This window comes from Paraburkholderia sp. PGU19, from assembly GCF_013426915.1.
Classification (GTDB): Bacteria; Pseudomonadota; Gammaproteobacteria; order Burkholderiales; family Burkholderiaceae; genus Paraburkholderia.
Genome location: NZ_AP023181.1, coordinates 2,075,241 through 2,097,015 on the forward strand (window position 1 = coordinate 2,075,241; position 21,775 = coordinate 2,097,015).

At 61.5% G+C, this 21,775-nt stretch carries 20 protein-coding genes and 2 pseudogenes; 15 read left to right on the forward strand and 7 right to left on the reverse strand.

Features of this window, described 5'->3' with window-relative positions; all coding sequences use genetic code 11:
• Position 1: 1 nt before the first annotated feature.
• Positions 2-256, reverse strand: a complete 255-nt coding sequence (locus H1204_RS39070; protein ID WP_180734000.1) for a hypothetical protein — start codon at positions 254-256, stop codon at positions 2-4.
• A gap of 181 nt (positions 257-437) precedes the next feature.
• Here H1204_RS39070 and H1204_RS39075 point away from each other — a divergent pair, with 181 nt between their 5' ends.
• From H1204_RS39075 to H1204_RS39115, 9 genes and pseudogenes are all read left to right on the forward strand, one after another.
• The gene (locus H1204_RS39075) at positions 438-1,088 is read left to right on the forward strand and encodes a TetR/AcrR family transcriptional regulator (protein ID WP_180734001.1); all 651 of its coding nucleotides are present in this window, start codon (positions 438-440) and stop codon (positions 1,086-1,088) included.
• Positions 1,089-1,153: 65 nt separating this feature from the next.
• Positions 1,154-2,065, forward strand: a complete 912-nt coding sequence (locus tag H1204_RS39080) for a LysR family transcriptional regulator (protein WP_180734002.1) — start codon at positions 1,154-1,156, stop codon at positions 2,063-2,065.
• A gap of 388 nt (positions 2,066-2,453) precedes the next feature.
• A pseudogene (locus H1204_RS39085) lies at positions 2,454-2,699 on the forward strand (acetyl-CoA C-acyltransferase); the annotation flags it as partial.
• 16 nt (positions 2,700-2,715) lie between these two features.
• On the forward strand, positions 2,716-3,924 hold the full coding sequence (locus tag H1204_RS39090) for an acyl-CoA dehydrogenase family protein (protein ID WP_180734003.1): 1,209 nt from the start codon (positions 2,716-2,718) through the stop codon (positions 3,922-3,924).
• A gap of 10 nt (positions 3,925-3,934) precedes the next feature.
• Positions 3,935-5,077 (forward strand): acyl-CoA dehydrogenase, encoded by a 1,143-nt coding sequence (locus H1204_RS39095; RefSeq protein WP_180734004.1) that lies wholly within the window; start codon positions 3,935-3,937, stop codon positions 5,075-5,077.
• Positions 5,070-5,882, forward strand: a complete 813-nt coding sequence (locus H1204_RS39100; RefSeq protein ID WP_180734005.1) for an enoyl-CoA hydratase — start codon at positions 5,070-5,072, stop codon at positions 5,880-5,882. Before H1204_RS39095 ends, H1204_RS39100 begins: the two co-directional genes overlap by 8 nt.
• Positions 5,883-5,925: 43 nt before the next feature.
• On the forward strand, positions 5,926-7,134 hold the full coding sequence (locus H1204_RS39105) for a CaiB/BaiF CoA-transferase family protein (RefSeq protein ID WP_180734006.1): 1,209 nt from the start codon (positions 5,926-5,928) through the stop codon (positions 7,132-7,134).
• A gap of 188 nt (positions 7,135-7,322) precedes the next feature.
• Positions 7,323-7,640 carry a DUF485 domain-containing protein gene (locus tag H1204_RS39110; protein ID WP_180734007.1) on the forward strand — a complete coding sequence of 106 codons (318 nt, stop codon included), beginning with the start codon at positions 7,323-7,325 and terminating at the stop codon, positions 7,638-7,640.
• Positions 7,641-9,329: a cation acetate symporter gene (locus H1204_RS39115; protein WP_180734008.1), complete on the forward strand. Its 1,689-nt coding sequence runs from the start codon at positions 7,641-7,643 to the stop codon at positions 9,327-9,329.
• A 42-nt stretch (positions 9,330-9,371) separates the two neighbouring features.
• Here the strand turns inward: H1204_RS39115 and H1204_RS39120 are convergent, their stop codons facing one another.
• Positions 9,372-9,962: a TetR/AcrR family transcriptional regulator gene (locus H1204_RS39120; RefSeq protein ID WP_180734009.1), complete on the reverse strand. Its 591-nt coding sequence runs from the start codon at positions 9,960-9,962 to the stop codon at positions 9,372-9,374.
• Positions 9,963-10,025: 63 nt separating this feature from the next.
• Positions 10,026-10,409: a tautomerase family protein gene (locus H1204_RS39125; RefSeq protein ID WP_180734010.1), complete on the reverse strand. Its 384-nt coding sequence runs from the start codon at positions 10,407-10,409 to the stop codon at positions 10,026-10,028.
• Between the two features lie 140 nt (positions 10,410-10,549).
• On the opposite strand from H1204_RS39125, the pseudogene H1204_RS51930 reads away from it, so the two are divergent.
• Positions 10,550-10,645 (forward strand): annotated as a pseudogene (locus tag H1204_RS51930) (alpha/beta hydrolase); the annotation flags it as partial.
• 93 nt (positions 10,646-10,738) lie between these two features.
• Here the strand turns inward: H1204_RS51930 and H1204_RS39130 are convergent.
• Together H1204_RS39130 and andR are read right to left on the reverse strand one after the other, a co-directional pair.
• Positions 10,739-11,392: an isochorismatase family protein gene (locus H1204_RS39130; RefSeq protein WP_180734011.1), complete on the reverse strand. Its 654-nt coding sequence runs from the start codon at positions 11,390-11,392 to the stop codon at positions 10,739-10,741.
• A gap of 1,085 nt (positions 11,393-12,477) precedes the next feature.
• The gene (andR, locus tag H1204_RS39135; protein WP_180734012.1) at positions 12,478-13,434 is read right to left on the reverse strand and encodes an anthranilate 1,2-dioxygenase regulatory protein AndR; all 957 of its coding nucleotides are present in this window, start codon (positions 13,432-13,434) and stop codon (positions 12,478-12,480) included.
• Positions 13,435-13,622: 188 nt separating this feature from the next.
• On the opposite strand from andR, the gene andAc reads away from it, so the two are divergent.
• The 5 genes from andAc (at position 13,623) to H1204_RS39160 (ending at position 18,377) form a co-directional block, all read left to right on the forward strand.
• The gene (gene andAc / locus H1204_RS39140; protein ID WP_180734013.1) at positions 13,623-14,894 is read left to right on the forward strand and encodes an anthranilate 1,2-dioxygenase large subunit AndAc; all 1,272 of its coding nucleotides are present in this window, start codon (positions 13,623-13,625) and stop codon (positions 14,892-14,894) included.
• A gap of 15 nt (positions 14,895-14,909) precedes the next feature.
• Positions 14,910-15,383 carry an anthranilate 1,2-dioxygenase small subunit AndAd gene (gene andAd / locus H1204_RS39145; protein WP_180734014.1) on the forward strand — a complete coding sequence of 158 codons (474 nt, stop codon included), beginning with the start codon at positions 14,910-14,912 and terminating at the stop codon, positions 15,381-15,383.
• A 9-nt stretch (positions 15,384-15,392) separates the two neighbouring features.
• The gene (gene andAb, locus H1204_RS39150; protein ID WP_180734015.1) at positions 15,393-15,716 is read left to right on the forward strand and encodes an anthranilate 1,2-dioxygenase ferredoxin subunit AndAb; all 324 of its coding nucleotides are present in this window, start codon (positions 15,393-15,395) and stop codon (positions 15,714-15,716) included.
• Positions 15,706-16,923: an anthranilate 1,2-dioxygenase system ferredoxin--NAD(+) reductase gene (andAa, locus tag H1204_RS39155; protein ID WP_180734016.1), complete on the forward strand. Its 1,218-nt coding sequence runs from the start codon at positions 15,706-15,708 to the stop codon at positions 16,921-16,923. The genes andAb and andAa overlap by 11 nt, the downstream gene beginning before the upstream one ends.
• A 119-nt stretch (positions 16,924-17,042) precedes the next feature.
• On the forward strand, positions 17,043-18,377 hold the full coding sequence (locus H1204_RS39160) for an MFS transporter (protein ID WP_243468865.1): 1,335 nt from the start codon (positions 17,043-17,045) through the stop codon (positions 18,375-18,377).
• A gap of 300 nt (positions 18,378-18,677) precedes the next feature.
• Here the strand turns inward: H1204_RS39160 and H1204_RS39165 are convergent, their stop codons facing one another.
• Positions 18,678-20,195, reverse strand: coding sequence for a CoA-acylating methylmalonate-semialdehyde dehydrogenase (locus tag H1204_RS39165; RefSeq protein ID WP_180734017.1), 1,518 nt, complete (start codon positions 20,193-20,195; stop codon positions 18,678-18,680).
• A 547-nt stretch (positions 20,196-20,742) separates the two neighbouring features.
• Positions 20,743-21,765 carry an LLM class flavin-dependent oxidoreductase gene (locus H1204_RS39170; RefSeq protein ID WP_180734018.1) on the reverse strand — a complete coding sequence of 341 codons (1,023 nt, stop codon included), beginning with the start codon at positions 21,763-21,765 and terminating at the stop codon, positions 20,743-20,745.
• Positions 21,766-21,775 lie beyond the last annotated feature (10 nt).

Sequence of the window (21,775 nt, forward strand, 5' to 3'; positions counted from 1 at the left end):
GTTAGCTCGACTGTTTTGCCGATGACTGTGCTTTCGGCACAGACCCAGCCTGTACGAGGCGTGCGTCTTCCTGTGTCACAGCGCCGACGTATTTCCAGCCGTCCGGCAACTTCACAAACGTGTAGCCCGTGGGCGTATCGACGAACACCGTAAAAACGGGCGAGTCAGCCTTCGCCTCGGAAACTGCTTGCGCGTGCGACACCATCGGCGCGGCCAGCAGCGTGACAGCGAAAAGTGACGAGGAAATCAGCTTCATTGCACAATCCTTGAGATATTGAACCGCTCGACCATCGAATCTGACCGATGGTCACGCTATTTCTGTGACGACCGTTACAGATATTGAAGCATAGGCGGAGCGTGTGCGTCCATAATTTTGTTATGATCGACATAGAATTCAGTATTCGCGGGTTTGCGACAATCGCTTGCCAGGAGGGGACATGGAGCCGGCCAGTTACGGCGAAACCAAAGGACGCGGCAGACCAAGAGCATTCGAGCGCGAGGTGGCGCTCAGGCGCGCGATGGACCTTTTCTGGGAAAAGGGCTTCGATATGTGCTCGATGTCGGATCTCGTCGATGCAATGGGCGTCAACTCGCCGAGCATCTACGCGGCGTTCGGCAACAAGGAAAGCCTGTATCGCGAGGCGATCGAGCTATACGTCCAGGCCGAAGGCGGCGCGGCGCTAAGGAACTTCGAATCGCGCGCGACCTTGCGCGAAAGCCTCGAAGCCATGTTCGACGCAAGCATCGAGCTTTTCACGGGCGGACAGCGTTCCCGTGGATGCATGATTTTTCTCGGCGGCGCAGGCATTGGCGCGGAGCACGTCGAGCTGCGAAACTTTCTTCAGGCGTTGCGGCTAAAGGTGGCTCGCACTGTCGAAAAGCGCTTGAAGAAAGCCGTCGAACAAGGAGAACTCGCGCCTGACGCGGACGCTGCGGCGCTTGCTACATTGTGCATGTCGGTTTTCTCCGGTCTGTCCGTCCAGGCCGCCGACGGCGCCAGCAAACGCAAGCTGCGCGCCGGAGTTGCGCAGTTGCTGGCGATGATGCCTTTTCGTCCCGCGTCGCATCGAGCTAGAGCCGGTTTGTAGTCGATGAGCGAACGGGTGAACGCTATCCTGTCGGATCGCCAGGTAATCACACGCAATATCGAACCATGGACCTGAACCTGATCGGCCTGTTCGTCGAGATCGTCGAATCTCGCAGTCTTAGCGCCGCGGCGCGCAAGCTCGGCATGACGCGCGCGAACATCAGTCAGCGGCTCAAGCTGCTGGAGCGCGAAACGGGCGCGCAATTGCTGCGCCGCTCGACGCGAAGCCTCGAACTGACGCAAGCGGGACACACGCTATACGACTGCGGCCAGCGCATGCTGGAAGACCTGAGCACGGCTCGCGCATCGATCGACAGCCTCGGGCAGACCTTGAGCGGCCGTGTTCGCATCAGTGTGCCGACTGGCTTCGGCAGAATGTTTCTCGGAGAACGACTGCTCGAGTTCGCACGCATGCATCCGGGCATCTCGCTCAATGTCACGTTCAACAACCGGATCGAAGACCTCATCGCCGCTGAAGTCGACGTCGCGTTGAGGATCACGGCGACACCGCCGCTGGAATATGTGGCGCGCAACATCTGCTCGATTGACTGGAACCTGTATGCGTCGGCTGAGTACGTCGAAAAGCACGGTCCAATCAATTGCCCCGGCGACCTCGAAAAGCAGACGCTGGTTGCGTCACCGTACCCGGCACGGCGGGTCACGATGACGCTCACGCATCGACAGGACGAGTCGGACGTTCACGTGATTGCGATTCAGCCTGCGCTGCAGTCTTCGGACTATCCGTTTCTGACGGAGGCGGTGTGTCGGGGCATGGGCATCGGGCTGTTGCCGGCCTATGTGCCGCACGCGCCGATGAGCCGCGGGCTGCTGCGCATCCTGCCGGATTTCCGTGTGGCTGGCTTGCAGAACACGTTGTATATCGTGACGCTTCCGAACCGCTATCCGTCGCCGGCGACGCAAGCGCTCATCGACTACCTTCGAGCCGAAATCCTGTTGCTCGCGCAAGCCTGGAACTAGGGTGGTTTCCGCGCCGCGCCGCCTCGCGCAGCAAACCCGCCATCCCGGCATCGAACTTCAATGGCGAATCACTTCGCACCATAGGACGTTGTCGCGGTCACTGTCAATTTTCAGTTAACAGTTCGTCAACTGCCAGTTGGATTGTCAACGCGTCTCCCGCATTTAACAATCAACCCATACGAAATACATGGAGACGCGGGCAATGACACCCGAATCGACCGGACACGCCGCCAGGCGTGAGCTGCGCAACCGCATTCTCGTCGTCACCGTCGATAACCCCCGTCAACGCGCCTGGCGCCAATGTGCGGCGCCAACTACCCGACGCTATCCACCCCGCCGAGAAAGACCCTGACGCCGACGCCGTGTTGCTGGTTGGCGCGGATATGAGGGCGTTCGTCAACTCAACGAAGCATTTGCATCGCAGGCGATCTACTGCCAGCCGCGTCTCGGCATTTCCGCCGGGCGGCTCGACGTCAACGGCGGCGCCATCTCGATCGGTCATCCGTTCGGTATGACGGGCGCGCGTCTCGCGGGACACGTCCTCATCGAGGGCCGCCGGCGCGGCGTGAAGTACGCGGTCGTCACGATGTGCATCGCCGGCGGCATGAGTGCCGCTGGCCTGTTCGAAATCTATTGTGAGAAACGAGATCATGGATCTGAACTTCACCCCCGAGGAGGAAGCCTTTCGCGAGCGCGTGGTGCGCTTCCTGAAAGAAAAACTGCCTGCGAGACTTTCCGGCAAGGTCCGCAACGGCTTGCGCCTCACACGCGCGGACATGGTCGAATGGCACGCGATCCTGAACGAACAGGGCTGGCTCGCGAATCATTGGCCGGAACAGTATGGCGGCCCAGGCTGGAACGCCGTGCAGAAATTCATCTTCGAGAACGAATGCGCGCTGGCGGGCGCGCCGCGCATCGTGCCGTTCGGCGTGAACATGCTCGGGCCCGTGCTCATCAAGTACGGCAGCGAAGCGCAGAAGCGCCATTGGCTGCCGCGCATTCTCGACGGCTCCGACTGGTGGTGTCAGGGCTATTCGGAGCCGGGCTCGGGTTCGGATCTCGCGTCGGTGAAGACGAGCGCGGTGCGCGGCATCGACGATGAAGGCGAACACTACATCGTCAACGGCCAGAAGACGTGGACCACGCTCGGCCAGCACGCGAACATGATCTTCTGCCTCGTGCGCACCGCAACCGATGTGCGCAAGCAGGAAGGCATCAGTTTTCTGCTGGTAGACATGAACTCGCCAGGCGTCGAAGTGCGTCCGATCATCACGCTCGAAGGCGAGCACGAGATCAACGAAGTGTTCTTCACCGATGTGCGCGTACCCGCCGCCAATCTCGTCGGCGAAGAGAACAAGGGCTGGACGGTTGCGAAGTATCTGCTGACGTACGAGCGCACCAACATTGCGGGCGTCGGCTTCTCGGTCGCGGTGCTGGCGCGCCTGCGCCGGATCGCAGCGAAGGTCACGCGCAACGGCCGGCCGCTTGCCGACGATCCGTACTTCGCGGCGCGCCTCGCGCGCGTCGAGATCGACCTCGAAAACATGAAGACCACGAACCTGCGCGTGATCGCCGCCGTCGCGGGCGGCGGCGTGCCGGGCGCGGAAAGCTCGATGCTCAAGATTCGCGGCACGGAGATTCGCCAGGAGCTTTCGTCTCTGACGCGCCGCGCAATGGGACCGCATGCGCAGCCGTTCATCGAAGAGGCGCTGCACGAAGGCCATGACGAGGCGCCCATCGGCCCCGAAGGCGCCGCGAGTGCCGCCGCGCTCTACTTCAACAACCGCAAGCTGTCGATCTTCGGCGGCTCCAATGAAATCCAGAAGAACATCATCTCGAAGATGATCCTGGGACTTTGAGAGGATCACGATGAATTTCCAGCATACCGAAGACCGCCGCATGCTGGCCGATACGCTGAACCGCTTCGTGCATCAGGAATATGGCTTCGCGACGCGCGATGCGCTCGCGCGCAGCGACTCGGGCTTTAGCCGCGAACTGTGGGTCCGCTTCGCGGAACTGGGCGTGATCGGGGCGCTCTTCAATGAGGCCGATGGCGGCTTCGGTGGGGAGGGCTTCGATATTGCCGTCGTTTTCGAAAACCTCGGGCGCGGCCTCGTGGTCGAGCCATTTCTCGGCGCGCTGGTGGCGGGGCGCGCGCTGGCCAGTGCCGGCAGCGGCGTGCAAAAAGCGCTCATCGCGAGCCTGATCGAAGGCCACGCCGTTGCAGCGCTCGCGCACGACGAACCCAGCTCGCATTACGAACTGAGCAAGGTGTCGACGCGCGCCGTGCACGGCTCGAACGGCTGGGTGCTGACGGGCGCGAAATCAGTCGTGCAGCAGGGCGCCGAGGCTGATTTCTTCCTCGTCTCCGCGCGCACGAGCGGCGCGGCCGATGCCGAGGACGGCATCTCGCTCTTTGTCGTCCCGCGCGACGCGGTGGGCGTCAGCGTGCGTGGCTACGGGAAGATCGACGGTGGACGGGCCGCCGAAGTCTGTCTGAACGAAGTGTGCCTTCCCGATACCGCCTTGCTTGGCGAACGGGACGCAGGCTTCGTGACGCTCGAACACAGCATCGGCGCAGGCGTGCTCGCGTTGTGCGCGGAAGCGCTGGGTGCGATGGATGTCGCGAAGGAGCACACGCTCGACTATCTGCGCACGCGCAAGCAGTTCGGCGTCGCGATCGGCAGCTTCCAGGCGCTGCAGCATCGCATGGCCGACCTGCTGCTCGAAATCGAACAGGCCCGCTCGGCCGTCATCAATGCTGCCGCAGCGTTCGGCGCGGCGCGCGTCGAGCGCGAGCGTGCGTTGTCGGCGGCGAAGGTCACGATCGGGCGCATCGGCGCGCTCGTTGCCGAAGAGTGCATCCAGATGCACGGCGGCATCGGCATGACGTGGGAACTGCCGCTTGCGCACTACGCGAAGCGCCTTGTGATGATCGACCATCAACTCGGCGACGAAGATCACCATCTCGAACGATATATCACCTTGGGCCGGAGCCAACGCCATGAATGAACCTATCCTTGCGCGCCGCGACGGCGCGGTGCAAGTGCTGTCCTTCAACAACCCGGCTGCGCGCAACGCGCTCACGCCCGAGGTATACGCGGCCCTTCCGGCTGCCCTCGCTGAGGCCGGACGTGATCCCGAGGTGGGCGCGATCGTGCTGACGGGTGTAGGCGGCGCGTTCTGCGCAGGCGGCGATCTGAACCGGCTCGCGCAACGTCGCGCGATGACACCGCCCGAGCGGCGCGCGAGCATCGAAAGCCTGCACGACATGATTGGTGCGATTCGCGATTGCAGCAAACCCGTGATCGCCGCAGTCGAAGGCGCGGCAGCGGGCGCGGGCCTGTCGATCGCGCTGGCGTGCGACATGCTGGCCGCCGCGCGCAATGCGTCGTTCTCGGTCGCATACATCAAGGTCGGCCTCTCGCCCGATGGCGGCGCGACCGCGTTTCTGTCCGGGCTCGTCTCCCGGCAACTGCTGACCGAGTTGTGCCTGACGGGCAGGCCCGTCACGGGCGAGCGCATGCACGCGCTCGGCGTCGCCAATCGCCTCGCCGAACCGGGCAGCGCGCTGACGGAGGCCATCGCGATGGCGCAGTCGCTCGCGGCCGGCCCGGAACGCGCGATCGCCAGGATCAAACGCCTGTGCCGTCAAGCCGGCGAGAACACGCTCGAAGCGCAACTGGATCTCGAAGCGCAATACATGACGGAGTCGCTCGGCGACGACGAATCCGCCGAAGGCATCGCCGCTTTCTTCGGCAAGCGCCCGGCTGATTTCTCCGCGTTGCGTCGTGTTTCGCCCGTGGATTCGCACTAGACGTGGCGCGCCCGTCACTCTCCCTTGTCACTCCGGATCAGCCATGTCGAACCTGAATTCTCCTCTGCCGCTTGCCGGCGTACGCATTCTCGATCTGTCGCGCGTGCTCGCGGGACCGTGGTGCGCGATGGTGCTCGGCGACCTCGGCGCTGAAATCATCAAGGTCGAGCACCCAAAGCGCGGTGACGACACGCGGGACTGGGGCTTGCGCGTCGGTGCGAGCGAAACGACCTATTTCAACAGCGTCAACCGGAACAAGCGCTCGGTGTGCCTCGATCTGCAGACGGCCGAAGGGCAGCGGCTCGCCCGCGAGCTGGCTCAGCAGAGCGACGTCGTGATCCAGAACTTCAAGTTCGGCGGCGCGGAAAAGCTCGGCCTCGGCTATGAACAACTCAGCCAGGGGCGCGAAGATCTCATCTACTGTTCGATCTCCGGCTACGATCGCCGCGGACCGGAAGCCTCGCGTCCCGGTTATGACGTGGTTGTGCAGGGCGAGGCGGGACTGATGGCGCTCAACGGAGAAGCCGATCAGCCGCCCCTCAAATTCGGCATCGCCGCCGTCGATCTGTTCACGGGCATGTATTCCGCACAGGCCGTGCTCGCGGCGCTGTTCGAGCGGCAGAAGTCGGGCAAGGGGCGCCACATCGAAATGGCGCTCTTCGATTGCGGCCTGATGATCACGTCGTACTGCGGACTGGAATCGATGCTGATGGGCGACGATCCACCGCGCTACGGCAATGCGCATCCTTCGATCGTGCCCTACGGCGTGTTCGATGCGGAAGATGGGCCGCTCGTCATCGCGGTCGGCACGAACCGGCAGTACGAGCGCTTCTGTCGCGAAGTGATCGAACGCCCGGATCTCGTCGACGAAGAACGGTTCCGCACGAACATCGTTCGGGCCGCCAACCGCGAAGCGCTCGTGCCCGAAATCAGGCGCGAACTCGGCAAGAGGAAGCGCCTGGACCTGCTGGAGCGTCTGACCCAGGCGGGCATTCCGTGCGGCGAAGTGCTCGGCCTGCACGAGGCGCTCACGTCGAAGCGCGCGGCCGAGGGCGGACTCGTGACGACCTATACGCATCCCGAGGCCGGCAGCACGCATGTGCTCGCGCCGCCGTACCGCTTCGACGGCGTACGCCTGCCTGTGCGCAGCGGCCCGCCGAAACTCGGCGAGGGCACGAACGACGTGCTTCAGTCGCTGCTCGGACTGTCCGACGAACAACTTTCACAACTCAAGGCCGAGGGCGTCGTCTGACGCTGCATGGCGCGCCGGGAGTGTGAGCCGTTTCGAGCGAATACGGCTCGCTATCGCCTGAACGGGTTCATTCAGCAGGAACATCTGAAACAAGAGCTGCCGAAGCAGCCAGCAAAGCCGTTGTTGCGAACCGTGAAGTTTCATCCGTCAACGAAGACGTCCGCAAATAACAGGGAGGAGACAGTCCCATGCAGCAGGACCACATCGATTCAATCAAGGCGAGCGCCGCGTACCGGCGGCTGATTACGTCACGCCGACGTTTCAGCTTCACGCTGACGGCGCTGATGATCGTCATCTTCTACGGCTTTATTCTGTTCGTCGCGCTTGCGCCGCACATGCTGGCCCGGCCGCTCTATGCGGGCGCCACGACGAGCGTGGGTATCGTCGCGGGCGTCGGCATCATCCTGATCTCGATCGGGTTGACCGGCTGGTACGTGCTGCGTGCGAACCGCACGCTCGATCCGTCGATGAGCGCGCTGCTCGCCAGCGTCCGGAAAGGAGACTGAATGATGAAGCGCATTCGCTCTCTGTCCTGCGCGAGCCTTGCCTCGCTGCCCGCGCTCGCTCACGCTTCCGCCATCGAAGGTCCTGTTCCCGATCGCGTCGCGCTGAATCCCGTTGCGATTGGCATGTTCCTGTTGTTCGTGCTCGTGACGCTCGGCATCACGCGCTGGGCGTCACGCAAGACGCGCACGACCAAGGATTTTTATAGCGCGGGTGGCGGCATCTCCGGGTTTCAGAATGGCCTGGCTATTGCCGGGGACTATATGTCGGCGGCCTCGTTTTTGGGCCTCTCGGGCATGGTGTTCATGTTCGGCTTCGACGGCCTGATCTATTCGATTGGCTTTCTGGTCGGCTGGCCGTTCGTGATGTTTCTGCTCGCCGAACCGTTGCGCAATCTCGGCAAGTTTACCTTCGTCGACGTGGTTGCCTACCGCTTCGAACAGGCGCCGATTCGGCTGCTGACAGCCAGCACGTCGCTCGTCGTCGTGATCTTCTATCTGGTCGTGCAGATGGTCGGCGCGGGTAAGCTGATCCAGCTGCTGTTCGGTCTGCAGTACTGGATGGCGGAGGTGATCGTCGGCGCGCTGATGGTGATCTACGTGTTCTTCGGCGGCATGACGGCGACCACCTGGGTGCAGATCATTAAAGCCGTGCTGCTGCTGTGCGGCGCGACGTTCATGGCCGTCAGCGCGCTGGCGCAATTCGGCTTCAGTCCCGAAGAGATGTTTCGTCGAGCCGTCGATGTTCACCCCGGCGCGCTCAGCATCATGGGTCCCGGCAAGCTGCTGAAGGACCCGTTCAATGCGCTTTCGCTCGGCATCGCGCTGATGTTCGGCACGGCAGGCTTCCCGCATATCCTGATGCGCTTCTTCACGGTGCCCAGCGCGAAGGAGGCGCGCAAGTCGGTGTTCGTGGCCACCGGCTTTATCGGGTATTTCTATCTGCTGACCTTTATCATCGGCTTCTCGGCAATTGCATTGCTTGCGCAGCATCCCGAGTTCTTCAAGACTGCCGCCGACGGGCATTTCAATCTGACGCATGATCTGCTCGGCGGCTCGAACATGGTCGCGGTTAAGCTGGCGCAGGCAGTGGGCGGCAACCTGTTCTACGGCTTCATCGCCGCCGTGACCTTCGCGACGATACTCGCGGTGGTGGCGGGGCTCACGCTCTCGGGAGCGACCACGGTTTCGCACGATCTCTACGCATGCTGGCTCGCTCGCGGCCATGCTAACGAAGCGCGCGAAATGCGTATGTCGCGCATGGCGACGCTGACGTTGAGCGTCATCGCGATCGGACTCGGTATTCTGTTCGAGCACGTCAACGTGGCATTCCTGGTCGGTCTTGTCGCGGCGATTGCGGCGAGCGCGAATTTTCCGGTGCTGGTGTCGTCGATCTTCTGGCGCGGCATGACGACGCGCGGCGCGGTCATGGGCGGCAGTCTCGGACTGATTTCCTCCGTGCTGCTGACGGTGATTTCGAAGTCGGTATGGGTCGACGTGCTGCATCAGGCACGTGCACTCGTACCGCTCGATAACCCCGCGCTGGTTTCAGTGCCGCTCGCGTTCGGAGGCATCTGGTTCTTCTCGATGCTGGATCGCGGCGCCCGTGCGCAGCGGGAGCGGGAGGCGTTTGCGCTGCAGGAGTTCTATGGGCAGACGGGGTTGTTGTCGGTGAAGGCTGTCGATCATTGAGGCAACTCGCAGGCCGTGTGGCGCAGCGGGTGCGCTGCGCCACTACCGGAAGCTGTCGTGCAGATAGTCGCGCACGGCCGTGAGTATTTCATCAGAGAGCGGATCGCCCCGCACCGCACGCGCGAGCGTGGCCGCGCCCACCAGCATCGAAAGGCGGGCGATCGCGCGCTGACGCGCTTTCTTCGACGGGCGCGGATCAGCAAACGACGCCAGTCTGCTGAACATCGACTTGAGACCCTGCACGTACGCACCGCGCACCGGCTTGGTTGCGTCTTCGCGGGCCACATCTGCTGCGAGCCCCACGGCCGGACACCCACCGCCGGGCTCGTCACGCTGCTTCGCACTGAGATAGTGCTTCGCGAGCGCGTCGACGAAAGCCTGTTCGCCCGCATCTTCCCTGACGAGCGATCTCCAGCGCACAACGGATTCACCGAACGCCCGCTCGCACGCCACGGCCGCGAGTTCGTCCTTCGATTCGAAATGGCCGTAGAACCCGCCATGCGTGAGCCCTGCGCTCGCCATGATGTCGGTCACCGATACGCCATTCAGCCCGCGCTCCTTGAACAGACGCGCGGACGCCGCCTCGATCAGCCGGCGGTTCTCGTCGGTTTGTTCCCTCGATACGCGAGGCATCCGCGCCCTCCGTGGTGAGTGCAACGCAAGCTGCCTTGACGGCAGCGCGCGTCGACCATGCGTTTATTGAGCGTACTGTGCTTCGCCGTTACCGAACGACCAGTTCTCTTTCGGCACTTCGACGAGACTAATGAACAGGTCTTCGCGGCGCAGTCCGACGCGCGCGTGAAGCCCTTCGCTGAGTGCCTTGTAGAAGGCTTTTTTGATCGCGAGATCGCGGCCCGCATTCAACGTGAGTTGCACGATGATGCACTGAGGCGAGCGCTCGATACCGAGATAGGTCGGATCGGCGATGAAGTCGCCGGGCTTATGATCGTTGATCACCATGAACCGGTCATTGGCGGGGACGTTCATCGTCGTGGTCATCGCCTTGTAGACCTCGTCGGCGACGGCGCTGCGATATTCGGCGGATTGGCCTTCTGCGAGATCGATGCGTACAAGTGGCATGGTAATTTCCTCGATTTGAACGTCTATGCCGGCGCGCGGCGTCAGATTGCGCACAAGAAAAGCCCGATCAGCGGGCTTGGGTACAACCCGATATTAAATGATGACCATCATTTATACAATAGATGATGGATGTCATTTATAAGACAATCGAGGTGAATTAGAGTCACCTGTCGTTGATCTCTCATCCGGACAAGATCAGCAGACTGATTCTTGAAGCTGCTCGACCATTAGCCTGACGGGCAACGTCGTACTGGCGTGGCCGAACGCTGTGTGCCGCTGTATCGCCGGGACAGGGGCTGCGTTTGAATGTCGGGCGGTTCAAGTCCCGACTATCTTCGCGCCATCGAGTCCACGACATCCTGGGTCCTGACAACTGCATGCGCGAGAAACGCGTAGTTGACCAACGCCGCCTTATAGCCGTCGCCCCAGGTCGGATGACGCGGCCCCGCCGTAGCGTCGGCGACGACGTAAACTTCGAAACCCTGCTCGATCAGGTCGCGCAGGTGAGACTCGACACACATATTGGCGAGCATCCCGCCCAGCACGACTTTCTGGACGTTACGCTTTCGAAGCTGCAGCGTCAGGTCATTTGTCTGCGGTCCGAACACCTTGTGCGGGCTTACTACGATAGTCTCGCCGTCTTCGATAAACGGTTTGAACTCATCCAGCCAGTCAGCACCTGATTTCTCAAAACCGCTCAGGTTCAGCGTACCCGTTCGTGCGAACGTGCCCGTTGCAAATTCGTCGGCCTCCAGTGGGCCGTTGAATGTCCATGCACGGTCGGTCGGAAAGAAATAGTGCGGGGAGATGAACACGCTGAACTTCGATGCTTTCGCTACCTTGAAGATTTTCACCATGTTTTCGACCGTTCGGTTTTCCGTCACGCTTGCACCAACGGCGCCCCAGTTTTTGCCTGTGGGGCTCAACACGTCGTTCTGTGGATCGATAAACACTACTGCCGTATCGGCGGGGTTGCAGTTCATGATCGAACTCCAGTGAGTGAATGGCGGGACGCGGACATGCAGTACCAATGTAGGTGATCGGAGTCAACCCTGCCGATTGATTCCTCGCAGATCCCTTGCACATATCCGCTTTTGTTTAGCCGACGTTTCAATACGTATCCGCAGGCACACGCTTACGGACTTGTCATGAATGAAAGGTCACTGTCCGGCTATCTACATGTTTGCGGCGTTCTCGCCAACGTCTTGCGCGACGTAGCAAGCACAGTTGGCACGGCTATGCTCGCCGCTGGATTTCCCCTGAGGACAGGTCTATAACTGGAGAAAAAGAAAAGGCGCGTCCCTAAACATGTGCCCATGTCACCTCTTCAGAGGATGCCTTCAATAACAGAAACTCACGCTGTTATCCGCGCGTGCCGCCATTGATCGTCTTCCGCGGCATCGTGCTTGAGGCGACGTATTGCGAGCCTTGCCGTAGCAGGTTTTCTTCTCTGCGATCGGCAAGCTAAATTCTGTTGTTCTTTGGAATCCGTGTATTTCGATTCGTCATCCTGATCGGATAGATTCGAATTGCATTCTCGATAAAGGTGCAGAAATGAGAGTTCCTTTTGCTTCATTATTGGTGGCTTCTGCATTATCCGCCGTCACAGGCCTGGCATATTCGCAGACATCGCAACAGCCAGCCGGAAGCGCCGACCCGCAAATGGCGCCCGCCGCGACGATGTCACAACCACAAATGGCACAGCCTGCCAGTTCAATGAATCGCTATGAATACGATTCGGTCGGTCCTCAGCCAGGTGGATCGAGTGGAAGTGGACGAGGAAGGAATGGCGCGCCGTGTGTCGTCGGCTTGTCTTGTGATATTTACCAGGGGAGTTGAGTTCGGGACGATTGCCTAACCCTTTGGTAACGTCGTCACGGAAATCCCGCTAGACGAGGCCATGAGGTTGGATTCCTGGCGACGCGCCGGATCTGCATGACAAAGCGGCACGTCGCACAGCAAGTTCGTCACTCTTTCGCCCACGCCGCCGCGCAACTGATCGCAAAGTCGCGATACGACCGCGGTGGTCGACCTGGGGCTGAGTGAGTCGCAGTGACGCGTCCACCCGTCAACGCAGCAACTCGCGCCGCGGTGTTTCCGACGGAAGTTCGCCAAACCGTTCGCGGTACGCCTGAGCGAACCGGCCGAAATGGGTAAAACCCGAATCCAGCGCAATAGTCGCAACCCGCACATCGGGCGTGCTTTCCCGAATCGCCTGACGCGCGCGGTCAAGCCGCATCTGCCGCATCAGGCTGATCGGGCTGACGTTGCGAAACCGCAAGAATCCCTCGGTTAGCGTTCTGACGGGCACGCCCGCGGCACGGGCGATGTCCTGCAATTGCATCGGCACGGCGAGGTTGGCGGCCATGAACTCTTCGGCGCGGCGAACGAACAAGGGCGCGATGTTCGAAGGCGGGGATGTCGCGTGGCCCATATCCTGACTGCACAACAGGCCGACCAGCAGCGATTCGACATGCGCGCCCACAGCGGGATTCTGAGCGGCCACGTTCAGCAGATCAGGCGAACTGGCGACCAGCTTCAACTGTTCCTTCCACGCGCGCATCGGGCCGCTTTCGAGCGACACGGCAGCACCCGCGCCGAAGAGGGAAGCGCTGTCGCCGTTGAGCGCCGCCGCGTCGATCCGCATCACCAGTTGCTCGCAATCGGGCGACAGCAGCGCGCTGAACGGCTCGCCGGGTGCGCGAATCACGGCGTGCTGGTCGTCCACGACGACTTTCCTGCCAGCCGTGTGGACCTCCGCATTGCCGGCGACGCAAAACATCATCAGAAAGTATCCGTCGACGGCTTCGACATCCACCTGGATCGCGCCGCCGAATTGAATCGTGCCGATGCCGAGCCGTCCCACCCGTACGAAGTCCATGTGAGAACGACCGTGCGTGTGGCCGCGCGGAAACAGCGAATGCGGCTGCATGACGCGTGAAATCAGTTCGCGCGTCTCGTCGAGGTCGACCGATTCGAAGAGCCGGTGGCGTCGCAATGCGGGCAGTCGTAGAGCGGATCTCATGGTTATTCCAGCGCGCTCGGGCGGGGATTGAACGGAGCCGGGTTCATAAAACGGCCTGAACTGGATATCAGCGCCGCGTTCGGCCAGAAACGGATAGACCCTGCATTTTCCGCCTCCAAAAATGTGTTCACCATGCAGCAGCGATTTTTCGTTGCTGCAACGGGCCCCCACAATGCGGAGAAAATAGCATGGAAATGGTCGAGACGCCTGTCAGCTTCAGAAACACGCCGGACACGGACATGGTGCAGTTCCCGCGCGACGATGGCTCGCGCGTGCCCTATAAGGTGTTCAGCTCGCAAGCGGTGTACGAGCGCGAGCAGGAGCGCATCTTTCGCGGGCCGACGTGGAACTTCGTCGCGCTCGAAGCAGAGATTCCGAAGCCGGGCGACTTCAAGAGCACCTTCGTCGGCGATACGCCCGTCGTCGTCACGCGCACCGAGGATGGTTCGTTGTCGGCATGGGTCAACCGTTGCGCGCATCGAGGCGCATCCGTTTGCCGCAAGGCGCGCGGCAACGCGACATCGCATACGTGCGTGTATCACCAGTGGAGCTTCGACAACAGCGGCAACCTGCTGGGCGTGCCGTTCCGCCGTGGACAGAAGGGCATGACGGGCATGCCGCCCGACTTCGACCCCAAGCGGCACAGCCTGCGCAAGCTGCGCGTGGACAGCTATCGCGGCCTCGTCTTCGCGAGTTTCAGCGACGCAGTCGCGCCGCTGCCCGACTATCTCGGCGCGGAAATGCGCCCCTGGATCGATCGCATCTTTCACAAGCCTGTCGAGTATCTCGGCTGCACGCGGCAATACTCGAAGTCCAACTGGAAGCTGTATCTCGAGAACGTGAAGGACCCGTATCACGCGAGCATGCTGCATTTGTTCCATACGACCTTCAACATCTTCCGTGTCGGCATGAAGGCGCGATCGATTCCCGATGCGACGCATGGCCTGCACAGCATCATCACGGTGACGAAGACGGGCGAGGACACATCGGCGGCCTACAAGCAGCAACAGATCCGCTCGTTCGATGAAGGCTTCGCGCTGGAAGACGATTCGATCCTCGGTCTCGTTTCCGAATACGAGGAAGACACCACCAATCATATCCAGCCGATCTTTCCTCAACTGGTGATCCAGCAGATCCACAACACGCTGGTCGCGCGCCAGTTGCTGGCAAAAGGTCCGGACAGCTTCGAGCTGATCTTCCATTTCTTCGGCTATGCCGACGACACGCCGGAACTTCGCGCGCTTCGCATCAAGCAGGCGAACCTGGTCGGACCGGCGGGCTATATCTCGATGGAAGACACGGAAGCGACCGAACTCGTGCAGCGGGGCACGGTGCGCGACGCGGACGCGACGTCGGTGATCGAGATGTCGCGCAGCAATCCGGACCAGCAGGACACGGTGATTACCGAAAGCCTGATTCGACGGTTCTGGGTCGGATATCAGAAGCTGATGGGCTATTGAGAAAAGGACACGAAAATGGAACAGATGAAGCTTTGGTTCGAATTGAACATGCTGCAGAACCAGTACATCAGCAATCTCGACAACAACAGGCTCGAAGCGTGGCCGACGCTCTTTACGGAAGACTGCCTGTACGAGATCGTGCCGAAAGAAAACGCGGATATGGGCTTGCCCGTCGGCATCATTCACTGCACGAACCAGAAGATGCTGCGCGATCGCGTCGTGTCGCTGCGTCACGCCAATATTTTCGAGGAGCACACCTACCGGCACATGACATCGGGCCTGACAATCACGAGCGACCAAGACGACGTGATCGAAACGGAAAGCAGCTATGTCGTGGTTCAGACGCTGGCGAACGGCGAGTCGAATGTGTATCAGGCTGGGAAGTACTACGACCGCGTCGTACGGACGGCGGGCGGGCTGCGCTACCAAAGCAAGCGGGTGGTGTACGACACGTCGCGCGTGCAGACACTGCTCGCAACGCCGATCTGAGGAGCGGACATGGAAGCGAAGATTGATAGCTGGCAGACGATCGGCACGCTCGATGACTTTGCCGAAGGCGAGCCGGCAGCCGTGATCGCAGGCGATCGTCAGATTGCGGTGTTTCGTATCGGCGACGAAGTATTTGCGTTGAACGATCTCTGCACGCACGGACATGCGCGGCTTTCGGAAGGGTATGTAGAAGACGGCTGCGTCGAATGTCCGCTGCATCAGGGGCTGATCGACATCCGCACGGGTGCGCCGCGTTGCGCGCCCATCACGGACGCGGTGCGTGCTTTCCCGATCCGGATCGTCGAGGCGAGGGTGGAAGTCAATGTCGAATGAACGGCACGTGATAGTTGGCGCAGGGCATGCTGCGCGGCGCGCGGCGGAGACGCTGCGCGCAATGAACGCGGACGTGGACATCGTCATGTTCGGCGACGAGCCGCACGCGCCGTATGACCGCCCGGTATTGTCGAAGGATGCGCTGACCTCCGAAGAAGGCGAGCGGAAGGCTTTCATCCGGCAACATGACTGGTATGCGGCGCAGCGGATCGATTTGCGTCTGTCGTCTGCCGTCGTCGAAATCGACCGGACGCGGGCGTGCGTGCGGCTGCGCGACGGCAGTTCTGTCGGCTATGACAGGCTGCTGCTCGCGACGGGCTCGCGTGTGCGCCGGTTCAGCGGCCCTGTGGATGAACGCGTGCAACTGCACTATGTCCGCACGCTCGCCGACGCGCGGGCGTTGCGCGCCGTTCTTTCGCCGGGTAAGCGTGTTGCTATCCTCGGCGGCGGCTTTATCGGGCTCGAAGTGGCCGCGGCCGCGACTCAGGCGGGCTGCAGGGCGACGGTGGTCGAGCCTGCGCCGTCGCTGCTGCAACGCGCGCTGCCGCAGAGCGTCGCGCGACACATTGCGGCACTGCACGAGCGAAACGGCGTCGAACTGCGTCTCGGCACGATGCCGGCTGCCATCGCGTACGAGAACGGATGTGCATCCATCCAGAGCGATGCGGGCGCCCTCAGCGCGGATGTGGTCGTTGTCGGAATCGGCGTCGTGCCGAACGTCGAACTCGCGGAAGCCTGCGGGCTTGAAGTCCGCAACGGCGTCGTGGTCGATGAACAATGCCGTACCAGCGACCCCGCGATCTTCGCGGCAGGCGAAGTGACGATGCACGTCAATCCGTTGCTTGGCCGCAGCGTCAGGATCGAATCGTGGCAGGTGGCGGAGAACCAGCCCGTCGTCGCGGCGGACAACATGCTCGGCGGTCGCGCGATATACGCAGAGCTGCCCTGGCTCTGGTCCGATCAGTTCGACTGCAATGTGCAGACGCTGGGCATCGTGGAGCCACAGCACCGTCTCGTCATCCGTGGGGACGCTGTCACCGGTTCGTTCTGTGTCATGGCGCTGGACGACACGTCGCGGATGAGGGCGGCGATTGCCGTCAATGCGGGACGCGAAATCGGCGCGTGCAGGCGTTTGATTTCGGCAGGTGTCGTCATGGACGAAGCGCGGCTCGCGGATTCATCCGTTTCGCTGCGGTCGATGCTGTGACAGGGACCGGGAACCCGCATCGGTGTGTCGAGAATCGCTGGCGTGTGCCGTAGCATCCAGGCAGTCCGGGGCCGCTTTGGTACATACTCGCTCCTGCGATTGATGACTGCCTCTCTTTCATGCGTCCATTCAACGGCTTTCTCGTTCTCGTCGGTACCCTGCTCACGGCGGCAGGGTACGGCGGGACCTTTCTTCTTTCGATGCGCTTCAGGTATATCGGCGGCAATGACGTCGACACCGGGCTCACGCTCGTGGGTGCGATGGTAGGCACCTTTGTCGGCGTTCCGCTGGTTGGCTGGCTTTCGCATCACCGCATCGGCGCGGCGCGGATGGCCGCGCTCGCGGCGTTATGCGTAGGCATGGGCGTCGCGGGTTTCGCACTGATCGAGCGCGTCAGCGTGCTCGATGCGATTCCGGCGTTTCTCGTGGGCTTGGGCTGGGGCGCGTTCTATCTCGCGGCGCCGATGTCGCTTGCCGAGCGAACCAATGATTCGGATCGGGGTTACTGGTTTCTACGCTTTGGCACTTTCCAGATGGCGGGAATTGGCGGCTGCCCGGCGCTGGCGGGCGTCGCCATACATTCGTTGCACTGGTCGCTCAGCGGTGTGCTCTATACGGTCAGCGGCCTTTGTGTGGTCGCGTCGGTGATACTGGAAATGTTCGCCCGGCTGTCGCCCCTTTCGTCCGTGCCACCCGTCCAGGAGCAATGGTGGCGTGGTATCGGCGCCATTGTGCGCACGCGTGCCATGTATCCGATCATCATGGTCGCGCTGGGCGCCTGCGTCTTCTCAGGCTTGATGACGTTTCAGATGTCGCTGGTGCAGGGAACGCATGCGCAGGCAACCACCTTCTTCAGCCTGTACGCGATCACCGTCGTGACCGTACGTTGGGCTTTCGCCCGGCTGGTCATCAATCTGCGCCGCGAAACTGCGACGAAGGTGCTGCTCGTCATGATGGTGCTGGGGATCGCAGCGATGTTCGCGGTGCCGTACCATGGATCGGCTCATCCAGCCGCCGCCGTTCTGCTTGGTACCGGATACGGGCTTGCCTATCCCGTCATCCAGACCCAGGCGGTCAACGATTCCGCCGCCGCGCATCGTCGCGCCGCACTGACATGGTTCGTTGCGGCGTACTTCATCGGGGTCTTCGGCTTTCCGTCTGTGGGCGGGTGGGTATTGGTGCACGCGGGCAAGGACGCGCTACTGACACTGATCGCGTTATGCGGCCTGACGGCTCTCACGCTCGCATTCCTGGGCGACCGGGGCGTGTCGACGCGCGTTCTGCAAAAGCGTAGCAACCGCCGCGCTCAAGCAGGGCGCAACTGGTTGCGTCCGTTGCTGTCTTTGCGCTTCTTCGCCTCGGCTTTCTTGCACATATCGAGCAATACCCAACGCGCAACGGTCTCCGGACGATCCATGCCGCACTGGGCAGACCGGATGTCCGCACCTGAATAGACGATGACGGTTCCTTCGAGCACCCGATATGAACCCGTGTGCGTAATACCGGCGAGCGTGACGGAAACCGGTCGCCTTTCATCGTATTGAGCTGAAGCCACTTTTTTGATTTTATTAATTGCAAAGCAGAAACTTAAACGTACGATTATCCGTCGTCAACAACATATACCTTTTGAAGCAAATTCAGATTGGAAGCCGGTGGCGCGTCGCGCTCGTTGCCAGCGCGGTGCAACGTGAGTCGATCCATGTTTGAAATCGCAGCGGGCACGAAACCGACCGTGCCCGCTGCAACGCTCCAATTTACTTCGTCACGGGCATCGTGAATTCGGCGCCTGTAGCGATGCTATCCGGCCAACGCTGCATCACGCTCTTGTAGTGCGTGTAAAAGCGCACAGCCTCTTCGCCATACGCGTGATGATCGCCGAACAGCGACCGCTTCCAGCCTCCGAACGAATGCCACGCGGGCGGCACCGGACTCGGGATGTTGATGCCCACCATGCCAATCTGAATTTGCCGGGAGAACGCGCGTGCGGCGGCGCCGTCGGATGTGAAGAGCGACACGCAGTTCCCCAGTTCGTGTGCGTTGACGAGCGCGATCGCGCTGGCCAGATCGGGCACGCGGACAACCGACAGAACCGGCCCGAAGATCTCTTCGCGATAGATGCTCATATCGGGCTTCACGTCGTCGAAGAGCGAGCCGCCGAGAAAGAAGCCTGCTTCATGGCCTGGCACGGTATGGCCGCGGCCATCGACGACGAGCCTGGCGCCTGCGGCGACGCCCGCCTCGATATAGCCCGTTACCTTGCTGCGATGCGCGGCGCTGATGAGCGGCCCCATGTCCAGATCGGGCTCCATGCCGCCGCCTATCTTGAGCGAACGCACGCGCGGCGCGAGACGCTCGATCAGTTCATCGCCGATACTGCCCACTGCCACCGCGACGGACGTTGCCATGCAGCGCTCGCCTGCCGAACCATAGGCTGACGAGATCAGCGCATCGACCGCTTGATCGAGATTGGCATCAGGCATCACGACCAGATGGTTTTTCGCACTGCCCAGCGCCTGCACGCGCTTGCCGCGCTTTGCGCTTTCGCTGTAGATGTATTCAGCGACGGGTGTCGAGCCAACCACAGACATCGCGGCCACATCGGGATGTGCGATCAGCGCATCGACGACGCTCTTGTCGCCATGCACAACATTGAACACGCCTTTGGGAAAGCCCGCCTCGATGAACAACTCGGCAAGCCGGATCGATGCTGACGGCGTGCGTTCCGAAGGTTTGAGAATGAAAGTGTTGCCGCACGCGGCCGCCATCACGAACATCCAGCACGGCACCACCATCGGAAAATTGAACGGTGTGACGCCGGCAGCCACGCCGATGGGTTGGCGCAGATTCCAGTTGTCGATGCCGCCGCTGACGGAATCAGTGAAGTCTGTCTTGAGCAGCTGCGGAATGCCACACGCAAATTCGACGATTTCGATGCCGCGCACCACTTCGCCCTTCGCGTCCTCAAACAGTTTGCCGTGGTCGCGCGTGATGAGTTCGGCGAGTTCGTCCGCGTGCGCCTCGAGCAGTTCCTTGAACTTGAACATCAAGCGGGCGCGTTTGAGCGGCGCGGTTTCGCTCCATGCCGGGAACGCGGCTTTCGCGGCGGCGACGGCGGCGTCGACTTCGGCGGATGTTGCGACGGGCACCCGGGCCGTTACACGGCCTTGCGCCGGATCGAATACCTCGCCAAACCGCTGGCCCGCACCAGCGGTGCGCCGACCGTCGATGAAATGATTCAACTCGCGCACAGCGCTTTTATCTGCTTCGCTCATTACATGCTCCTATCGAGGGCTGCTGGCGCTGTCCGTGCCACGCCGCCCTATGTTGTCGAACGTTGGTTGTTCGGCCTTTATGCCTCTTGCCGATCGATCCAATAGACACAATGTAGGCGGACGAACATGGAGGTCGAATATCCACGTCGGACAAACAGTCTTGCGCGGAAGGAACAAGTGACAGCCAGCAGGAAGGCTTGCGCGGCTGCACTGGACAGTGAATTTGTGCGTGTTGGAGCCGCTAAAAGGAGAGGGCGATTTCGATGCACCGGACGTGCTTCAACGTCGGCTTCGCCTTATCGGACAAGGCGCGTCGGAGTGGCGCGAAGGTTTTTGCGCCTCGGGAAATTGAAGCCGCCACGACCGGATGTGCTTGAACATCTGATCGAATTGATGGCCTTTGCGGCGGCAGGAAGTGTGCGTCAGGCCTTTTTTGCTGGCTCAAAATCCACCTAATTTGGCCGGAAACCTGTCGCGCCGCGGCCCGTGTGTATCTTCAATCGTCGTCAGAAATGACCAGACTCGTTTCTGCCGGGTCTTCCACGCGTTAGCGCCAACCGAGACCGGGAGCGACATGCGTGAGAATCGATTCGATAACATGCGCGCAGTACTCGACACCCAACTGATTGGGCACGGTGAGCAGCAACGTATCGGCGGCTGCGATGGCTTCGTCTTTTGCCAGTTCCTCGATGAGGACATCGGGCTCCGCAGCGTAATTCCGGCCAAAGATCTTCTGGACGTCGTCGTCGAGAAAACCGATCGTGTCGTTGCTCTGCGTGCCCCGACCGAAATACATCCGGTCCTGCTGATTCACGAGCGCGAAGATGCTCCGGCTGACCGACACGCGCGGCGCTCGCGTATGCCCGGCCTCTTTCCATGCATCACGGTAAGCCTGGATCTGCTCGGCTTGCTGGATATGAAGCGGTCGGCCCGTTTCGTCGTTCTTCAGCGTGGAGGTCTGCAGGTTCATGCCCATCTTCGCTGCCCAAACGGCAGTTGCGTTGGAGCCCGAACCCCACCAGATGCGGTCACGAAGTCCTTCGGAATGCGGCTCGACGCGTAGAAGTCCCGGCGGGTTGGCAAACATGGGGCGCGGATTCGGCTGTGCAAAACCCTTGCCTCGCAGCACTTCATAAAACACTTCTGTGTGACGGCGTGCCAGATCGGCGTGTGTCTCGCCTTCATCCGGCGCGTACCCGAAGTGGCGCCATCCATCGATAACCTGTTCGCCCGAGCCTCGGCTGATACCGAGCTGCAGCCGTCCACCAGCGATCAGATCGGCTGCGCCGGCGTCTTCCGCCATGTAGAGCGGATTCTCGTAGCGCATGTCGATGACACCCGTTCCAATCTCGATCGTGCGCGTCTTCGCGCCGATTGCGGCGAGAAGGGGAAAAGGCGACGCAAGCTGTTGAGCGAAATGATGCACGCGAAAGAAGGCGCCATCCGCGCCGAGTTCTTCGGCGGCGACGGCGAGGTCGATGGATTGCAGAAGAACATCGGCTGCTGATCGCGCTTGTGAACCCGGAGAATTGGCCCAGTGACCAAAAGAGAGAAAGCCGATCTTTTTCATAGCAGTGGAT

Bases quoted from the DNA above. Each gene is read 5' to 3' on its own strand.
- H1204_RS39070 (WP_180734000.1), bottom strand. From the start codon at position 256: ATGAAGCTGATTTCCTCGTCACTTTTCGCTGTCACGCTGCTGGCCGCG.
- H1204_RS39075 (WP_180734001.1), top strand. From the start codon at position 438: ATGGAGCCGGCCAGTTACGGCGAAACCAAAGGACGCGGCAGACCAAGA.
- H1204_RS39080 (WP_180734002.1), top strand. From the start codon at position 1,154: ATGGACCTGAACCTGATCGGCCTGTTCGTCGAGATCGTCGAATCTCGC.
- H1204_RS39090 (WP_180734003.1), top strand. From the start codon at position 2,716: ATGGATCTGAACTTCACCCCCGAGGAGGAAGCCTTTCGCGAGCGCGTG.
- H1204_RS39095 (WP_180734004.1), top strand. From the start codon at position 3,935: ATGAATTTCCAGCATACCGAAGACCGCCGCATGCTGGCCGATACGCTG.
- H1204_RS39100 (WP_180734005.1), top strand. From the start codon at position 5,070: ATGAATGAACCTATCCTTGCGCGCCGCGACGGCGCGGTGCAAGTGCTG.
- H1204_RS39105 (WP_180734006.1), top strand. From the start codon at position 5,926: ATGTCGAACCTGAATTCTCCTCTGCCGCTTGCCGGCGTACGCATTCTC.
- H1204_RS39110 (WP_180734007.1), top strand. From the start codon at position 7,323: ATGCAGCAGGACCACATCGATTCAATCAAGGCGAGCGCCGCGTACCGG.
- H1204_RS39115 (WP_180734008.1), top strand. From the start codon at position 7,641: ATGATGAAGCGCATTCGCTCTCTGTCCTGCGCGAGCCTTGCCTCGCTG.
- H1204_RS39120 (WP_180734009.1), bottom strand. From the start codon at position 9,962: ATGCCTCGCGTATCGAGGGAACAAACCGACGAGAACCGCCGGCTGATC.
- H1204_RS39125 (WP_180734010.1), bottom strand. From the start codon at position 10,409: ATGCCACTTGTACGCATCGATCTCGCAGAAGGCCAATCCGCCGAATAT.
- H1204_RS39130 (WP_180734011.1), bottom strand. From the start codon at position 11,392: ATGAACTGCAACCCCGCCGATACGGCAGTAGTGTTTATCGATCCACAG.
- andR (WP_180734012.1), bottom strand. From the start codon at position 13,434: ATGAGATCCGCTCTACGACTGCCCGCATTGCGACGCCACCGGCTCTTC.
- andAc (WP_180734013.1), top strand. From the start codon at position 13,623: ATGGAAATGGTCGAGACGCCTGTCAGCTTCAGAAACACGCCGGACACG.
- andAd (WP_180734014.1), top strand. From the start codon at position 14,910: ATGGAACAGATGAAGCTTTGGTTCGAATTGAACATGCTGCAGAACCAG.
- andAb (WP_180734015.1), top strand. From the start codon at position 15,393: ATGGAAGCGAAGATTGATAGCTGGCAGACGATCGGCACGCTCGATGAC.
- andAa (WP_180734016.1), top strand. From the start codon at position 15,706: ATGTCGAATGAACGGCACGTGATAGTTGGCGCAGGGCATGCTGCGCGG.
- H1204_RS39160 (WP_243468865.1), top strand. From the start codon at position 17,043: ATGCGTCCATTCAACGGCTTTCTCGTTCTCGTCGGTACCCTGCTCACG.
- H1204_RS39165 (WP_180734017.1), bottom strand. From the start codon at position 20,195: ATGAGCGAAGCAGATAAAAGCGCTGTGCGCGAGTTGAATCATTTCATC.
- H1204_RS39170 (WP_180734018.1), bottom strand. From the start codon at position 21,765: ATGAAAAAGATCGGCTTTCTCTCTTTTGGTCACTGGGCCAATTCTCCG.